This window comes from Salinibacterium sp. NG22, from assembly GCF_015864925.1.
GTDB lineage: Bacteria > Actinomycetota > Actinomycetes > Actinomycetales > Microbacteriaceae > Rhodoglobus.
Window position 1 is genome coordinate 271043 of record NZ_JADYWG010000002.1, and the last position, 16044, is coordinate 287086.

17 protein-coding genes and 1 tRNA gene are annotated in these 16044 nt (G+C 61.5%); 7 read left to right on the plus strand and 11 right to left on the minus strand.

Annotated elements, in window-relative coordinates:
- Positions 1–12: 12 nt before the first annotated feature.
- On the minus strand, positions 13–534 hold the full coding sequence (locus I6E81_RS10910; protein ID WP_197107516.1) for a gluconokinase: 522 nt from the start codon (positions 532–534) through the stop codon (positions 13–15).
- Positions 535–746: 212 nt separating this feature from the next.
- On the opposite strand from I6E81_RS10910, the gene I6E81_RS10915 reads away from it, so the two are divergent.
- Entirely contained in the window at positions 747–1172 is a 426-nt protein-coding gene (locus I6E81_RS10915; RefSeq protein ID WP_197107518.1) for a pyridoxamine 5'-phosphate oxidase family protein, read from the plus strand.
- 98 nt (positions 1173–1270) lie between these two features.
- Here the strand turns inward: I6E81_RS10915 and I6E81_RS10920 are convergent, their stop codons facing one another.
- Positions 1271–1588, minus strand: coding sequence for a putative quinol monooxygenase (locus tag I6E81_RS10920; RefSeq protein ID WP_197107520.1), 318 nt, complete (start codon positions 1586–1588; stop codon positions 1271–1273).
- Positions 1589–1779: 191 nt separating this feature from the next.
- On the opposite strand from I6E81_RS10920, the gene gndA reads away from it, so the two are divergent.
- Together gndA and I6E81_RS10930 are read left to right on the plus strand one after the other, a co-directional pair.
- Positions 1780–3237 (plus strand): NADP-dependent phosphogluconate dehydrogenase, encoded by a 1458-nt coding sequence (gene gndA / locus I6E81_RS10925; protein ID WP_197108555.1) that lies wholly within the window; start codon positions 1780–1782, stop codon positions 3235–3237.
- Positions 3238–3332: 95 nt separating this feature from the next.
- Positions 3333–3704 (plus strand): hypothetical protein, encoded by a 372-nt coding sequence (locus tag I6E81_RS10930; protein WP_197107522.1) that lies wholly within the window; start codon positions 3333–3335, stop codon positions 3702–3704.
- Positions 3705–3768: 64 nt separating this feature from the next.
- Here I6E81_RS10930 and I6E81_RS10935 read toward each other — a convergent pair whose 3' ends face one another.
- The 4 genes from I6E81_RS10935 to I6E81_RS10950 all read right to left on the minus strand — a co-directional run bounded on the left by I6E81_RS10935 (position 3769) and on the right by I6E81_RS10950 (position 8136).
- Entirely contained in the window at positions 3769–5472 is a 1704-nt protein-coding gene (locus tag I6E81_RS10935) for a long-chain-fatty-acid--CoA ligase (protein WP_197107524.1), read from the minus strand.
- Positions 5473–5538: 66 nt separating this feature from the next.
- Entirely contained in the window at positions 5539–6516 is a 978-nt protein-coding gene (locus I6E81_RS10940) for a ribose-phosphate diphosphokinase (protein WP_197107527.1), read from the minus strand.
- Positions 6517–6556: 40 nt separating this feature from the next.
- On the minus strand, positions 6557–7993 hold the full coding sequence (gene glmU, locus I6E81_RS10945; protein WP_197107529.1) for a bifunctional UDP-N-acetylglucosamine diphosphorylase/glucosamine-1-phosphate N-acetyltransferase GlmU: 1437 nt from the start codon (positions 7991–7993) through the stop codon (positions 6557–6559).
- 71 nt (positions 7994–8064) lie between these two features.
- Positions 8065–8136: transfer RNA gene (locus I6E81_RS10950), tRNA-Gln, on the minus strand.
- A 149-nt stretch (positions 8137–8285) separates the two neighbouring features.
- On the opposite strand from I6E81_RS10950, the gene I6E81_RS10955 reads away from it, so the two are divergent.
- Together I6E81_RS10955 and I6E81_RS10960 are read left to right on the plus strand one after the other, a co-directional pair.
- A complete protein-coding gene (locus tag I6E81_RS10955; RefSeq protein WP_197107535.1) occupies positions 8286–8777 on the plus strand; it encodes a MarR family winged helix-turn-helix transcriptional regulator in 492 nt (163 codons plus the stop codon).
- Entirely contained in the window at positions 8770–9846 is a 1077-nt protein-coding gene (locus tag I6E81_RS10960; protein ID WP_197107536.1) for a YeiH family protein, read from the plus strand. The genes I6E81_RS10955 and I6E81_RS10960 overlap by 8 nt, the downstream gene beginning before the upstream one ends.
- Before the next feature lie 119 nt (positions 9847–9965).
- Here the strand turns inward: I6E81_RS10960 and I6E81_RS10965 are convergent, their stop codons facing one another.
- Complete coding sequence (locus tag I6E81_RS10965) at positions 9966–10469, minus strand: DoxX family membrane protein (RefSeq protein WP_197107537.1); 504 nt, start codon at positions 10467–10469, stop codon at positions 9966–9968.
- A complete protein-coding gene (locus tag I6E81_RS10970; protein ID WP_197107538.1) occupies positions 10466–10915 on the minus strand; it encodes a DM13 domain-containing protein in 450 nt (149 codons plus the stop codon). The genes I6E81_RS10965 and I6E81_RS10970 overlap by 4 nt, the downstream gene beginning before the upstream one ends.
- Positions 10916–11077: 162 nt before the next feature.
- Between I6E81_RS10970 and I6E81_RS10975 the strand changes: the two genes are divergently transcribed.
- Together I6E81_RS10975 and I6E81_RS10980 are read left to right on the plus strand one after the other, a co-directional pair.
- On the plus strand, positions 11078–11776 hold the full coding sequence (locus I6E81_RS10975; RefSeq protein WP_197107539.1) for a response regulator transcription factor: 699 nt from the start codon (positions 11078–11080) through the stop codon (positions 11774–11776).
- Positions 11773–12921, plus strand: coding sequence for a sensor histidine kinase KdpD (locus tag I6E81_RS10980; RefSeq protein WP_197107541.1), 1149 nt, complete (start codon positions 11773–11775; stop codon positions 12919–12921). The genes I6E81_RS10975 and I6E81_RS10980 overlap by 4 nt, the downstream gene beginning before the upstream one ends.
- On the opposite strand, the gene I6E81_RS10985 is transcribed toward I6E81_RS10980, so the two are convergent.
- The 3 genes from I6E81_RS10985 to I6E81_RS10995 form a co-directional block, all read right to left on the minus strand.
- The gene (locus I6E81_RS10985) at positions 12918–14750 is read right to left on the minus strand and encodes an ABC-F family ATP-binding cassette domain-containing protein (protein WP_197107543.1); all 1833 of its coding nucleotides are present in this window, start codon (positions 14748–14750) and stop codon (positions 12918–12920) included. The genes I6E81_RS10980 and I6E81_RS10985 overlap by 4 nt on opposite strands.
- Before the next feature lie 19 nt (positions 14751–14769).
- Entirely contained in the window at positions 14770–15708 is a 939-nt protein-coding gene (locus I6E81_RS10990; RefSeq protein ID WP_197107545.1) for a 4-(cytidine 5'-diphospho)-2-C-methyl-D-erythritol kinase, read from the minus strand.
- 97 nt (positions 15709–15805) lie between these two features.
- Positions 15806–16033: a 4-diphosphocytidyl-2C-methyl-D-erythritol kinase gene (locus I6E81_RS10995; RefSeq protein ID WP_197107547.1), complete on the minus strand. Its 228-nt coding sequence runs from the start codon at positions 16031–16033 to the stop codon at positions 15806–15808.
- Positions 16034–16044 lie beyond the last annotated feature (11 nt).

Sequence of the window (16044 nt, forward strand, 5' to 3'; positions counted from 1 at the left end):
CTCTAGTGCAGCTCAGCCGACGTAGTGGTCGGTGAGGTCTTTTTTGATGGACCGGACGATGTCATCCGGAGTCTGAGTGAGGTCGACGAGCACACCGCGCTCATCGGCCTGGAGCGGTTCGAGAGTGTCGAACTGGGAGTCGAGCAGGCTGTTGGGCATGTACTCGTGGTTGCGGTGCGACTGACGCTCGGCGATGACTTCGCGGGCTCCCTGCAAGTGGACGAAGACCGTCGAGGGAGCGTGCGCGGTGAGGATGCGGCGATACGACCGCTTGAGCGATGAGCACGCGACGATGATGGGGTTTCCCTCAGCGAGTTCGGCGCCGATACGGTCAGCGATGATCTCAAGCCACGGAGCGCGGTCTTCGTCGTTCAGAGCGTGGCCTGCAGCCATCTTCTCTTTGTTAGCTCGCGGGTGAAGGTCGTCACCGTCGATGAACTGCATTCCCAGAGATTCACTGAGGGCAGCGCCAACGGTCGATTTACCGGATCCCGAGACACCCATCACGATGAGGGGTGGAAATTGTGAAGCCACTGTTTTCCTAACATTCGACGCATCGTTACGTCTGATATCAATCTGACCAGTGTGCCTTAAAGCAGACTTAATGCAAAGTTGTTGAGAATATATCTCCGAAGGCCCGCACGCGGATGCCTCCAGTGCTGCCCACTAACCGCGCATTTCCCCGCAACAAAGGCTGGTAACTCGCGGACCACAGTGGGAGAATTGGGCCACGGAAGGATCACTCCATGAGCGAGAATCTGAATGAGCCAGTTGAAGAATTAGCGCTGGAAACCTGTTGGGAATTGCTGCGCACCGCCGATCTGGGCAGGATCGCCGTCAGCTTTCAGGGAGAACCTGACATTACGCCCGTCAATTTCATTGCGGTCGGCGAGCGGCTGCTCTTGCGTACGTCGCAGGGGACAAAGCTTCTCAAACTCACCATCAATGAGCGCGTCGCCTTCGAAACCGACTTCGTGGGCCCGCACACTGCGTGGAGTGTCGTAGCCAAAGGCACCGCGCGCGTCATCGAATCTCAGGATGAGATTTACGAAGCAGACCAACTGCCGCTTCGCCCGCTCATTCCTACGCTCAAATACATTTGGGTCGAGATCACTCCCACCGAGATCAGCGGGCGACGCTTCCTCTTGGGCCCTGAGCCCGAGCGGTACTAGAACGAGGCGCTGCTGCGCCCGCACACACGAACGCGTCGATCGGTTGCGCCCAGAAGACGCAATCGATCGACGCGGAACAGTGAGAAGAACGCTGCCGCTTAGAGCGCACCCTTTCCCGTGGTGCCGATGGGGATGGGTGACATTCGCGTCACGGCAACCTCGGCCGTGAGGTACTGACCGATCTCGCCGACAAGAGCGGCGACAGCCGGGCTTTGACCGTGAGCATCAAGAAGTGCCTCCGACTCCCACTTCTCGATCATGACAAGCGTGCCGTCTGCCGTCTCGTGGATGGCGTAGAGCTCGCAACCGGGCTCCTCATGCACGAGCGGAAGTGCGGTGTGAAGTGCCTCGACAACGGCATCGCGGCTATCGGGTCGAATGTGAAAAATGGCGGTAACGATCACTGGCTGGCTCATACCCCCACGCTACTCCTCAGATCTCGTACGTTGTCTGGGACGACTACGGCGTCAGGCTCCCTGCGGCTTCCCCGCGGCCGTGAAGCCTGAATGGATGCCGCGAGGCTGTTCCGCGGTGTGCCCTAGGCTTGATGATTGGGCCAACCAGTCGTGAGCCCGCCACTTTGTCCCAGAGTCAAGGAGTGAACGATATGACCGCTGCTGAGCAAGCATCCGCAAACATTGGCGTAGTAGGGCTCGCAGTTATGGGCTCCAACCTCGCCCGTAACCTCGCGAGTCGCGAAGGCAACACCGTTGCCATCTACAACCGTTCCTACTCGAAGACCGAGACGCTGCTCACCGAGCACCCCGAAGCTAACTTCGTTCCCGCATCCACGTATGAAGAATTTGCGGCGTCGCTGTCGAAGCCACGCACCGCGATCATCATGGTGCAGGCCGGCAAGGGCACGGATGCCGTGATTGACGCTCTGACCGAAGCGTTCGAGCCCGGCGACATCATCGTCGACGGCGGCAACGCGCTCTTCACCGACACCATCCGTCGCGAGAAGGCAGTGCGCGAGACCGGCATCAACTTCGTCGGCGCTGGCATCTCTGGTGGCGAAGAGGGCGCGCTTCTCGGCCCATCGATCATGCCTGGCGGTTCCGCTGAAGCCTGGGAGACCCTCGGCCCGATCCTCAAGTCGATCGCCGCAATTGCCGAAGGCGAGCCCTGCGTCACCCACGTCGGCACCGATGGTGCTGGCCACTTCGTCAAGATGATCCACAACGGCATCGAATACGCCGACATGCAGCTCATCGCTGAGGCCTACGACCTCATCCGCCAAGGCACCGGCGCCACCCCCGCCGAAATCGCTGACATCTTCGCCGAGTGGAACAAGGGCGAGCTCGAGAGCTACCTCATCGAGATCACCGCTGAAGTTCTGCGCCAGGTCGACGCCAAGACTGACAAGCCCCTCGTCGACATCATCCTCGACCAGGCTGGTTCCAAGGGAACCGGCGTGTGGACCGTGCAGACCGCGCTCAACCTTGGAGTCCCCGTATCCGGTATCGCCGAAGCGGTGTTCGCTCGCGCTGTCTCCTCGAAGCCCGCCCAGCGTGCGGCCGCCAGCGCCCTCCCCGGACCGAGCTCGGTGCCTACCGTCGAAGACAAGGCCGCGTTCATCGAAGATGTTCGCCAGGCTCTCTACGCCTCGAAGATCATCGCGTACAGCCAGGGCTTCGACGCCATTGTTGCCGGCGCTGAAGAATACAACTGGGACATCAAGAAGGGCGAGATCGCCAAGATCTGGCGCGGTGGTTGCATCATCCGTGCGCGCTTCCTGAACCGCATCACCGAGGCCTACGCCGAGAACCCCGGCCTCGTGGCCCTTGTTACTGCGCCGTACTTCACCGACGCGATGGCAGGCACGCAGGACTCGTGGCGTCGTGTTGTGGGTGGCGCTGCCTCTGCCGGCATCCCCACTCCAGCATTCTCCTCGTCGCTCGCCTACTACGACAGCCTGCGCGCACCGCGCCTTCCTGCCGCCCTCGTTCAGGGTCAGCGCGACTTCTTCGGCGCACACACCTACAAGCGCGTCGACATGGATGGCACCTTCCACACCCTGTGGTCGGGCGATCGCACCGAGATCGAAGCGACTGACTCGCACTAATCGAGATGGCGGCGAACCGTGGGTTCGCCGCCATTCGTGTCTTAACTCGGCGACAGTAGCGTCGTCACCACCTGCAAGTGACAGAATGGCCAACGATGAGCACCTCTGATGAGCACCCCGAGCTCGATGGCTACGAGCCGCACAACGAACGACCGTTGCGCTCGCGCACCTTCGTATGGGTGATGCGCGTTGTTGTCGTCTTAGGACTCATCGGGCTCGTGGTTCCCGGCATCGTCTCTGCTGCCGCCACCGCCGACAACACAGCCAATCGCACCTGCGCGACCTACGTGCAGTATCTGGCGCCCCAAGCGGTGTCGTATTCGGTGCGTTTCGAGCTCACCGGCGATGGCGATCCCGGCTGGAAATGCTACGCAATCGCCTTCAACGGCAAAGAGACATTGCTTCGTTCGCTGGGGTTGATTCCCGGGCCTGCGGTGATTCCGACAAGCCCGGCCGATAACACCTAGCGGTTAGCGACGCCTACCGGTCAGCGACTGCTACCGGTCAGCGACTGCTACCGGTCAGCGACTGCTACCGGTCAGCGAGCAGTTCGTCGCGAACCTGGCGGCGCAACACCTTGCCGATGAGCGACCGCGGAAGATCCTCGACGCTCACGATCGTTTTAGGAACCTTGTAGGCCGAGAGATGCTCGCGCAGGTAGCTGCGCACAGCCTCCTGGTCGAGGCTTTCGCCGTGCGCGAGAACCACGGCCGCAGCGACATCTTCACCACTGTGCTCGCTCGGAAGCCCCACCACGGCGGCATCCGCGATGGACGGATGACTCCGCAGCGCTTCTTCGACCTCGCTCGGAGCAACATTGAAGCCACCCGTGATGATCAGTTCTTTGATGCGATCAACGATCGTGACGAAACCATCGGAGTCCACCGTGACGATATCGCCCGTGCGGAACCACTCTTTGCCGTCATCCGATGCGGGCGCAAACACTTCCGCGGTCTCGTCGGGCTTGCCCCAGTAACCCGAGAACACCTGAGGCCCGCGAACGATGAGCTCGCCCTCCTCCCCCAGCGCACGGTCGACGGTGGGGTTGTCGGGGTCAACAACGCGGATCTCGGTATTGGGCAGCGGCAGCCCGACGGTGCCCGCGCGTCGCGTGGGCCCGACCGGGTTAGCGATGAGGATCGGGCTGGTTTCCGAGAGACCGTAACCTTCGACGAGCGTGCCGCCAGTGCGTTCTTCCCACGGCTCTACGACGGCGGCCGAGAGCGGCATCGCACCAGAAATGGCAATCTCGATACCTTTGAGTGATACCCCGGCAGCGTCAGCTGCCTCCGTGAGACGCGCATAGATGGGCGGCACGGCCGGGAAAAATGTGGCGGGACGCTTCTTGACCACAGCGAGCACGAGGTCGGGATCGAACTTGGGGAACAACACCAGCCGCGCTCCCATGCTCGTAGTGAACGTGAGGCAGAGCGTGAGGCCGTAAGCATGGAACATCGGCAAGACGGCGTAAACGACAGAGGTTCCCCGAGGCACCGCCGGCACCCAGGCACGCGCCTGCGCAGCGTTGGTGAGCAGGTTGAGGTGCGTGAGCATGGCTCCCTTGGGGAAGCCGGTCGTGCCGCTGGTGTACTGAATAAGTGCAAGGTCGTCAGACCCTGGCCGCACGATGTGCGCGTCGATCGGATTCGACGTAATCAACTCTTCCCACGTGATCGTGCCGCGCACCCTCGTGGTCAATGCAGCGCGTGACTCCCGCGCTTTCGCGATGGGCAACCGCAGCAGCGCTCGCGTAACGAGGCGCATCGCCCGAGGCACGTCAACCGAGATGATGGTCTCGAGCGCGAGGTCATCCGGGAAATCTTGCAGGGTCTCTACCGCGTTATTCCAGGCGATGACGACACGCGCACCATGATCTTCGAACTGATGGCGGAGTTCCCGCGCAGTGTAGAGCGGGTTGTGCTCGACCACGATCGCGCCGAGACGCAACACCGCATAGAACGCCGCAACATGTTGAGGACAGTTGGGCAGCACGAGGGCGACACGATCACCCTTTTGTACACCAAGAAGGCGAAGGCCTTCCGCCGCACGGTCGATTTGTGCGCCCAGCTCACCGTAGGTGGTCTCTTTGCCAAAAAACTCCAGCGCAACACCGCGCGGATACTCAGCGATGGATGCCTCGACCAGATCGTAAAGTGATCCGTCGGGGAGCGGAATTTCTTGGGGTACACCGTCGGCATAGCTCTTAAGCCACGGGCGGTCGGACAACGCAGTCATACGTTAACTGTATGCCTGTGAGACGCACTCAAAAAACACAGTGCGCCGGGCAAATGCCGTGGTTGCTTAGGCAGCGCCGTCGAACATCGAGGTAACCGAACCATCATCGAAGACTTCGTGAATGGCGCGCGCCAGCAGCGGAGCAATCGGCAGAATGGTGAGGGTGGGGAACCGCTTGTGCTCCGGCACCGGCAGCGTGTCTGTAACAACGACGGAGTCGATGAACTCGCTCTGCAAAATGGTGGGAGCGGGGTCAGAGAAGATGGCATGAGTTGCAGCCACAACGACCTTGAGCGCCCCGGCGCGCTTGAGCGCTTCGGCAGCTTTCACAATGGTTCCGCCGGTGTCGATCATGTCGTCAACGAGCAAGCACACGCGACCGTCGACATCGCCGACGATGTCGTGAACGGTGACCTTGTTGGGAACCAGAGGATCGCGACGCTTGTGGATGATCGCCAGCGGCGCACCAAGCTTGTCGCTCCAGATATCGGCAACGCGCACGCGGCCCATGTCAGGGCTCACCACGGTGAGAGTGGAGGGGTCGAGCAGCTTCTGGAAGTGCTCAAGCAGAACCGGCATCGCGAACAGGTGGTCGACGGGGCCGTCGAAGAAGCCCTGGATCTGGGCGGCGTGAAGGTCAACGCTCATGATGCGGTCAGCACCGGCGGCTTTGTAGAGATCCGCAATCAGGCGAGCGCTAATCGGTTCGCGACCGCGGCCCTTTTTGTCTTGGCGGGCGTAGGGATAGAAGGGCGAGACGACGGTGATGCGCTTAGCGGAAGCGCGCTTGAGGGCATCCACCATGATCAGCTGTTCCATGAGCCACTCGTTGATGGGCTCGGTGTGCGACTGGATGACGAACGCATCGCAGCCACGAACACTTTCGTCATAGCGGGCGTAGATTTCACCGTTTGCAAAGGTGCGAGCATCGGTGGGAACCAGATCGCTGCCGAGCTCTTCAGCGATGTCGAGCGCAAGCTGGGGGTGAGCTCGTCCGGAGACGAGCACGAGTCGCTTCTGACCGGAAACTTTAATGCTGGCCACGTGGGGACTCGCTCTCTGCCGTGGTTACGGCGTACTTCGGTCAGGCGTCGTTTTCGTCGTGTGCTGCGGCAGCTGCCTGAGCCGCTGCAGTACCCGCCCGATTGGTTTCAACCCAGCCACTGATATTGCGCTGCGGAGCAACATTGATTGCCAGAGACCCCGCCGGTACATCTTTTCGGATGACCGACCCGGCTCCGGTATACGCTCCATCAGCAATTCTAACCGGAGCGACGAAGACGTTGTGCGACCCACTTCTCACGTGCGAGCCAACTACTGTGCGGCTCTTGTTCACTCCGTCGTAATTTGCCGTGATTGTTCCCGCACCAACATTGGACTGAACACCCACTTCGGTGTCACCGATGTAGCTGAGGTGAGGCACCTTGCTTCCCTCACCGATAGTGGAATTTTTGGTCTCGACGAACGTACCGATCTTGCCGCCGACACCGAGCTTGGTGTTGGGGCGGAGATAGGCAAACGGGCCAACGGAGGCGTTTGCTCCAATCACGCTGAGGGTGGCATCCGTGCGCTTCACGACAGCATTCTCGCCAACCTCACAGTCAACGAGGGTCGTGTCCGGGCCGATGATGGCGCCAGACTGCACGAGCGTTGCGCCCTTGAGCTGGGTTCCGGGCAGAATTTCGACGTCAGCGTTGAGTGTGACATCCGCATCGATCCAGGTCGTGGCTGGATCTTCGATCGTGACTCCGGCGCGCTGCCACTTCTGCACAATGAGTTCGTTCATGCGACGAGCGGCTTCGGCCAGCTGCACGCGGTCGTTGACGCCGGCGACCATCCAGCCAGCCGTCACAGGCATCGCAGCAACCGTGGCTCCAACGCCACGAAGCAGCCCGACGACGTCGGTGATGTATTTCTCGGCTTGGGCGTTGTCGGTCGTCAAACGCACAAGTTGCTCACGCAGCGGGCCAACACGGAACGCGTAGGTTCCCGAGTTGATTTCGGTGATCGAGAGCTCGTCGGTGTTTGCATCTTTTTGCTCAACGATGCGATCGAGGCCGCCCTGAGCGTCACGCACAACACGGCCATAGCCGGTGGCGTCGTCAAGAATGGCGGAAAGCACGGTGGCGGCAGCAGACTGCGCGCGGTGCTGCTCGAGCAGCGCCGCCAGAGTGGCCGAATCGAGAAGAGGAACGTCTCCGCTGACCACAACGACATCCCCGTCGAAGTCAGCAGGCAAAGAATCGACCGCGACCTCAACGGCACGACCAGTGCCGGCGACATCGTCTTGGTCAACGATGAGGATGTCGGGCATGAGTTCCGTCAAGCTCGCTACAACTTCGTCACGCTGGTGTCGCACAACGGCAATCACATGATCAGGGTTCAGCTCGCGGGCGACAGCCACCACGTGCCCAATGAGTTCGCGACCGGCAAGGCGGTGCAACACTTTGGGCTTAGCGGACTTCATGCGGGTGCCTTGGCCTGCAGCGAGAACAATGACGGCGAGTTTGTGTTCGGTCATAGACCTATTCTGCCCTGAATGAGCGGCACTCAAAACGCCGCCGCCGAAGTCGGGAAAAGCTGGAGAAAAAGCTCCGCCTCTAGGATTCGAACCTAGACTGGACAGCTCCAAAGGCTGCCGTGCTGCCATTACACCAAAGCGGACCGCACCCGAAGGCGCTAACCAATTCTGCCATGTCCTTGGCACTCTGTCGTGCACCTAGCCTCATTCGGAGCGTTCACACACGCTCACGGCGCCTTTCGGGGCGGTTTAGCTGCACACATCCGTGTCGTGAAACTGGGATAATGACCGGATGCCCCAACGCGACGAAGTCGACCGAATTGTCGAAGCGTGGTCCCGCGAGCGTCCTGATCTCGACTTTGCGCCGCTGCATGTTCTCAGCCGGGTTGGTCGCCTCGCCAAGCACTTGGAGCGCGCCCGTCGGTCGGCGTTCGCTGTTGCGGGTGTTGAGCCGTGGGAGTTTGATGTGTTGTCGGCGCTGCGCAAGGCGGGCGCTCCGTACCAGTTGAGCCCCACCGCTCTCGTGCAGCAGACGATGGTGTCGAGCGGAACCATGACAAATCGCATTGATCGTATGGTCTCGCGCGGTCTCGTTCAACGTCGTACCGACCCCAATGATGGTCGTGGTGTGATTGTGAGAATGACGGCGAGCGGTCGCGAAAGCGTCGATGGCGCCATCACATCCTTGGTGCATGACGAAACGGCACTACTGGCCCGCATGTCTCCTGCAGAACAAGAGCGATTGAGCGGACTGCTCAGAAAGTTGAGCCTCGACGGTGAATAACACCCCCGCGCAAACCGCATTCCGACGCAACATTCCCGGATTGGGGTTGGCACTAGGGGCATTCGGGCTCGCGCTAATCATCAGTTTTCTGGTGCCGGCGATCCCCACACTCACGGCGTGCGTGGTGTTGGGCATCCTGTTCACGGCCCTGCCGTGGCGTCATGCCGTTCGCGCCGAGGTGAAGCCAGGGCTCGCCATTGCTGCTCGCCGCTTGTTGCGCATCGGCGTGGTGTTGTTGGGCTTCAAGTTGAGCCTCGTCAACATCGCCGAGCTGGGCTGGTTGGTGCTCGGCATGATTGTGGCGATCGTGGTGATCACGTTCTTCTTCACCTGGGGGCTTGGCCGGATGATGCGCCTCCCCGGTCAGCAGTCCGTCTTGATCGCTGCCGGGTTCTCCATCTGTGGCGCTTCGGCCATTGGAGCCATGGCGGGTGTGACGCGCGCCAAAGACTCTGACACGGCAACCCCAATCGCGCTTGTCACTCTGTGTGGCACTCTCGCGATCGCGCTCCTTCCTGCCTTGCGCCCGCTCCTCGGTCTCGATACCGCGGAGTTCGGGATGTGGGTGGGCGCGAGTGTGCATGATGTCGGCCAGGTCGTCGCTACGGCTCAAATCGCCGGAGCAACAGCCCTCGCCGTCGCTGTTGTCGTGAAGCTCACCCGGGTCGCGATGCTCGCGCCGATGGTCGCTCTTGCTGGTGTTGTTGCCGCGCGCGTTGACCGCAAAGAGGCCGCCGCAGCGGCAGCATCGGGAGTACCCGTTGCCGACGGCGGTGCCGTGAAGCGCCCCGCGATCCTGCCGCTGTTCGTTGTTGGCTTCCTCGCCGCCGTGCTCGTGCGCACTTTCGTGCCCGTCTCCGACGGCTTCCTTGAGGTGGCCAGCTACGGTCAAGAACTCATGCTCGGAATGGCGCTGTTCGGGCTTGGCGCCGCGATCAACATTGGCAACCTCATCCGCACCGGTGGTCGTTCACTGGTTGTCGCCCTCATCTCGTGGGCGTTTATCGCACTGATCTCGCTCGGCGCGGTCGAGATCGCCCGCGCCGCAGGCGTCGCAGCTCTCGGCTAGGTCTCCTGTCGGCTAGGTCTCCTGTCGGCTAGATCTACTGCTGGCACGCGAAACGGCCCGCAACCCGCAGAGTGCGAGCGACGGGCCGTGAACGATACCTCGTGGATCGTCGAAGCCGACTAGAGCCAGCGACGAACGGGTGCTGCGAACCAACGAGATTCTGGCTTCTTTCGAAGAACCAGCTTTTCGATGATGGTCGTCACCGACAGTCGTGAAGCACTGACCACGAACGCCGCAACAACGACCGAGAGCGCAAGCATGATCGGGTACTCCTCGATCAGCTGGTCGGCCGACCAGTACGACAGAAGCGTCACCGCACTCATGAGCGCGGCGGGGAAGGTCAGCACGCCCACGATCAGGGCGATACCCAGCCCCACTTCGAGAGCGGGAATGGCCCAGCCGAAAAAGCCGGTGGCACCACCAAGGAAAGTGGCAGTGAAAGCCTCGAAACCATCAGCCACCCGATTATTGGATGCCGTGCTTTGAACGACCAGACCGATGTCGGCCCCGTCGAATCCTGCCTTGATCTTGAAGAGACCTTCGTTCAACCACAGGATGCCGAGGCCCACCCTCGCCGCTCCCGTGATGACGGAAGCGACGAGGGAAAGCGCGCGGTTCATCATGAGAGGAGTGCTGATCCGAAGATTGCCTTGACCTTGTCGCAGTAGATGACGACGGTGTCGTAGCCGGAGATATCCATGGCGTCGAAGGTGAAGGTCTGGCTGGCTTCGTCGAACACGACGGAGTCGACCTGCATGCCTGCTGCTACGGCATCTTCATCGGCACCGTTGGTGAGATAAATGTTCAGGTCGGGACCCTCGTCGGAGGAATAGCCCGAGAGCACGATCTCAATGTCGCTGACAGTGACGGTTCCTTCGACGGAGTGTTCACCGGCGCCCTCGAAGGTTCCTGTGACCTCTTCGTGCATCATCTCCGTGTCAGTTTCGGTCTCCGAGGATTCCGGAGCCGTGGATTCACTACTCGACGTGTCAGTGGCTGCACCGCTGCAGGCACTGAGCATGAGGGAGAGCGCGAGAATTGCTGCGGCTGGAATAGCTGTTTTTCTCATGAGGGAGTTCCTAAGTTCGTGAGGTTATGGGTGATGCCTCCGAGTCGATGACGCGGTGACGGTTACGAAGGTAAGCCGCGGCATCCCTGAAAATGACGAATGTTTCAAGAGCGTAAGAATTGAAACCCGTTACGCCGCGACCGCTCAATCTAGGCTGGGGTTATGGAAAACCAGCCGAGCGTCATGATCGTCGAAGACGATGCCACCGTGCTCTCGGTTGTCACCGAATTTCTGCGCGCACGTGGATATTCCGTTACCGGCATTAGCGATGGCCTTCAGGCCCGCGATGCCTTGCGCGGGCCATTGCCCGATGTTCTTATTCTCGATCGGATGCTGCCCGGCGTCGCGGGCGACGAACTCTGTCGCCAGGCGCGTGCGGAATCCCCGCAACTGCCGATCATCATGTTGACCGCTCTGGATGCCGTCGAAGAACGCATCGATGGTCTCGAACACGGTGCCGACGACTACATCGCGAAGCCCTTCTCGCTGCGCGAATTGCAGCTGCGGGTGGACGCGATGGTGCGTCGCACGCGCAGCTCGCACGTGTCATCCGAACCGTTCGCTCTCGGGCAGTTTCGGGTTGATCCGGCGCATCGCAAGATCTTGCTCGACGGCCACGACATGACGCTGACCACCCGCGAATACGAGCTGTTTCTCTTTCTGCTGCAGAATCCCGAACGCGTGCTGAGCCGCGACGATATTTTGCGCGAGGTGTGGGGCTGGAGCTTTGGCGAGGCCTCCACCGTGACCGTGCACGTTCGCCGCCTGCGCGAAAAGATTGAACCCGAACCGCGCTACCCCCGCTACCTCCTCACGGAGTGGGGCAAGGGGTACCGCTTCACCGTGAAGGATGCCGCATGATCCTCAACTCCAGCGAGCTGCTCTTCATTCTCGCGACCGCTGCCGTCTGCACGGCCGTCGTCATGCTGGTCGCGCTTCTCGTTCTGCGGCTCGGGCGTCGCCGCTCAATCGCCTTCCAGTTCACTGTTGTCGTGATTGCCGCGATTGTGTCGATCGCACTCACGACCGTGGTGGTGACCGCGCAAATGTATCTCTCGGCCCACGATCTGCAGGTCGTGCTCTGGGTCGTGGGAATCTCCACGGTCATGAGTCTCGGTGCGGCCCTCGTGAGCGGGCGTGCGGTTCGGCGGGCGTTTGCCAAGCTGCGAGAAAGCGTCGCGCAGGTTGGTGCCGGCGACGTCGTCGCGGCCAACTCCGACACGTGGAAAGAGGTTGCCGAAGTATCGGTGCAACTCTCTGAAGCCTCCCAGCGGCTTGCTGCCGCTCGCGACGAAATCACTCGCCTCGACGCCTCGCGCCGCCAGTTCTTCGCCTGGATCTCCCACGACCTGCGCACTCCCCTGACCGGCATCAGCGCCCTCGCCGAAGCCCTCGATGCGGGAGTCGTGGATGACCCGAGTGACTACCTGCGCCAGATTCGCGCCCAAGTTGGCACGATGAATCGTCTCGTCGATGACCTCTTCGAGCTGTCGCTTATCCAGAGCGGCACCCTCAAGCTCCGGCCCGAGAACGTTGAGCTGCTCGATATTGTGTCGGATGCCGTTGCCGACGTCAGCCAGCTGGCTGCGGCCCGCGGCATCCAGATCAGCCATGCCGGTGTGGAGGGGCGGATGCTCTGGGCCGACCCCCACGAGCTCACTCGCGTCGTCGTGAATCTGCTCACCAACAGCATCCGGTACTCGCCGGCAGACTCGCAGATTCTGGTGAGTGCCGACCAGCGCGACGACACGAGCCTCGTGCTTTCGGTGCTCGATCAGGGCAGCGGGGTCGCCAGTGAAGACCTCAGCCACATGTTTGAGATTGGCTGGCGTGCCACCGAAGCCCGCACTCCCGATCAGGAGTCGAGCGGTTCAGGCGGTGCAGGACTCGGGCTCGCGATTGTGCGCGGCATCGTCGAAGCACACGGTGGCGGCGTGAACGCCGAGAACGGCCCCGAGGGGTTCCGCCTCAACGTCGCGCTGCCGACCGGTGTGGCAGCCCGCTAAGCGAGTAGTTCGTCGAGTTCGAGCCAGCGGTTCTCGACGGTGTCGAGAGCCTCTTGCAGAGCCTGCTGCTCGCCAACAAGGGCACCAAGACCAGCAAAGTCTGACTGGTCATGAGCGGCCATGCGCTGGTGAAGCTCAGCGATCTGCCCCTGCAGTTTGGCGATCTTGCGACCGGCCGCAGCGTGCTCCTTTTGCGAGTTGCGCAGTTCAGCACCGCCCAACTTGGGCTTCGCTTTGGCGGCTGTGGCATCCGGAGCACCAGCGGCAGCGCCGCTTGCCCCCGTGGAGCCCTTGAGCTGCTGCGTGCGCAATTCGAGGTACTGGTCAACACCGCGCGGAAGGTGGCGGAAGCTGCCCTCCATCACGGCATACTGCTGGTCGGTGACGCGCTCGAGCAAGTACCGGTCGTGGCTCACGACGAGCAGCGTGCCGGGGTAGGTGTCGAGAAGGTCTTCGATGGCCGCAAGCATGTCGGTGTCGAGGTCGTTAGTGGGCTCATCGAGAATCAGCACGTTCGGCTCGGAGAGCAAAATGAGCAGCAACTGGAGGCGACGCTTCTGACCACCCGAGAGGTCTTTCACCGGGGTGGAGAGCTGCGTGCTTGTGAAACCAACGCGCTCCAGCATCTGGGTCGGCGTCATTTCTTTGCCGCCCGTGACATAGGTGCTCTTGTGGCGACCGATGACCGTGCTGACGCGCTCGTTCCAAATGTCTTCGAGCTCAGCAAGCTGCTGCGTGAGCGTGGCGACCTTGATGGTCTTACCGCGCTTGACGCGACCCTTGGTGGGCAAGAGGGTTCCCGAGACGAGCGACAGCAGCGTCGATTTTCCGGCGCCGTTGACGCCCAGGATGCCCGTGCGCTCACCAGGAGCGATGCGCCAGGTGACGTCTTTCAGTACAGTCTTCTCGCCCGCGGCTCCGGAGGCGGGATCCGTTACCTGATAGGTGACGGTGACGTCTTCGAGGTCAACGACATCCTTGCCGAGACGCTGCATCGCCATCGACGACAGCGAAACGCTATCGCGGGCGGGCGGCTCGTTTTCGATCAAATCATTCGCCGCATCGATGCGGAACTTCGGCTTCGTCGTGCGCGCCGGAGCACCGCGGCGCAACCACGCCAACTCCTTGCGCATGAGGTTTTGACGCTTCGACTCCGATGCAGCCGCCATGCGGTCACGCTCAACACGCTGCAGAATGTAGGCCGCATAGCCGCCCTCGAAGGGCTCGATCAGACGATCGTGCACCTCCCACGTTGCGGTACAAATCTCGTCGAGGAACCACCGGTCGTGAGTGACGACCAGCAACCCACCGGCGTTAGTGCCCCAGCGGCGCTTGAGATGGTTCGCAAGCCACGAGATACCTTCGACGTCGAGGTGGTTAGTGGGCTCATCCAAGAAGATGACATCCCAGTCACCAATCAGGAGAGCAGCAAGAGCAACCCGGCGACGCTGACCACCGGAAAGGTCGCCAACTTTGGCTTCCCATGGGATGTCAGCAGCAAGACCCGCAATGACGTCGCGAACCTTGGGGTCGCCCGCCCACACGTGCTCATCAATGTCGCCAATGACGGTCTCGTGCACCGTCTTGGTGCCATCGAGCTCATCGGCCTGATCGAGCATGCCGAGGGTGACGCCGTTGCGTCTGGTTACTCGCCCGTCGTCGGGGTCGAGCTTGCCCGAGAGCATCCGCATAAGGGTGGTTTTGCCGTCACCGTTGCGACCGACGATGCCGATACGGTCGCCCTCGTCGAGGCCGATGGTGACATTGTCGAAGATTACGCGGGTCGGAAATTCAAGATGAAGGGACTCAGCGCCAAGAAGGTGTGCCATTCGGGCAAGCCTACTGCGGTTAGGCGTTAATGATTCGCGCTCCGTGCACTGGACCGGTTGCTCGCACCACATTCATTTGCGCTGCGCTGAGCGCAATCTGCAGTTCGAGAGCCGAATCGAGGTCGGCCGTGAGGAACGCTACGGTTGGCCCTGAGCCCGAAACGACGCCAGCAAGGGCACCATTCTTTTCGCCAAGTTCGATGACCGCGGCGAGAGACGGCTGCAACTTGAGGGCGGGAGCCTGAAGGTCATTGTGGAGACATTCGGCGAGCATGTGCGGGTCGCCGGCGCGCAACGCCTGCAGCACATCGGTCTCGACCGTTGGGGCAACCTCGGCGGGAAAAATGTCTTGAGAGTGACGCTGACGGTGGAGGTCGAGCTCGGTGTAGACCTCCGGGGTGGAGAGCCCGAAGTCGGCGAGCGCCAACACCCACTGAAACTGTCCCTTGGCGAGAGCCGGGCTGAGTCGGTCGCCACGACCTGTTCCGATCGCGGTTCCGCCGGTGAGCGCGAACGGCACGTCGGAACCCAGTTCAGAAGCGAGGCCGAGCATTTCTTCGCGAGAGATGTTGGTGCCCCACAACGCGTCGCAGGCAAGAAGCGTTGCTGCGGCATCCGCAGAACCACCACCCATGCCACCGGTGACAGGAACATGCTTTTCGATCTCGAGACGAACGCCACCGCGGTAGCCGGTGCGGCGGGCAAGCAGGCGGGCTGCTTGAATCGCAATGTTCGAACCATCAGTGGGAACGCGCGACAGGTTTACCGTTCCCGTGACAGAAACAGAGAAGTCGTCGGCGTGGAATGCTCGAACATCTTCACACAGCGAAAGGGCCTGATAGGCAATCGCAACATCGTGATAGCCATCGTCGAGCAGCGAGCCCACTTTGAGAAAGACGTTGACCTTGCCGGGGGCACGGGCGTGAACCATTGTGGAGGCTGCCGGGGCGGTAGTCATGAACCAAACTTACCTTGTGCGGCGGACCTGTCTGTGCGCCGGATGGGGATAACTGGCCCCCGCGCACAATTGTGAGGGTCTCGTTACCGTAGCGAAATCACGGGGAAATAGTGAGCCCGCGGATCGCCGCATAGCGCGCTGTAACTGACTCCGCCCACTCGCTGCTCACGTGAGCAGCATTGGCTTCAAACCAGCTCAGAAACTGGGAGTGCTGCCACGTGGTTGCGCCCGCCATATCGAGAAAAGCAAACCACTCATCGGGATGCCGCCCTGTTCCTTCCAGAACGTCGCGGTCACTGGGGGTGCTGTTCGTTGCTTCCGACATGAGGTAAACCT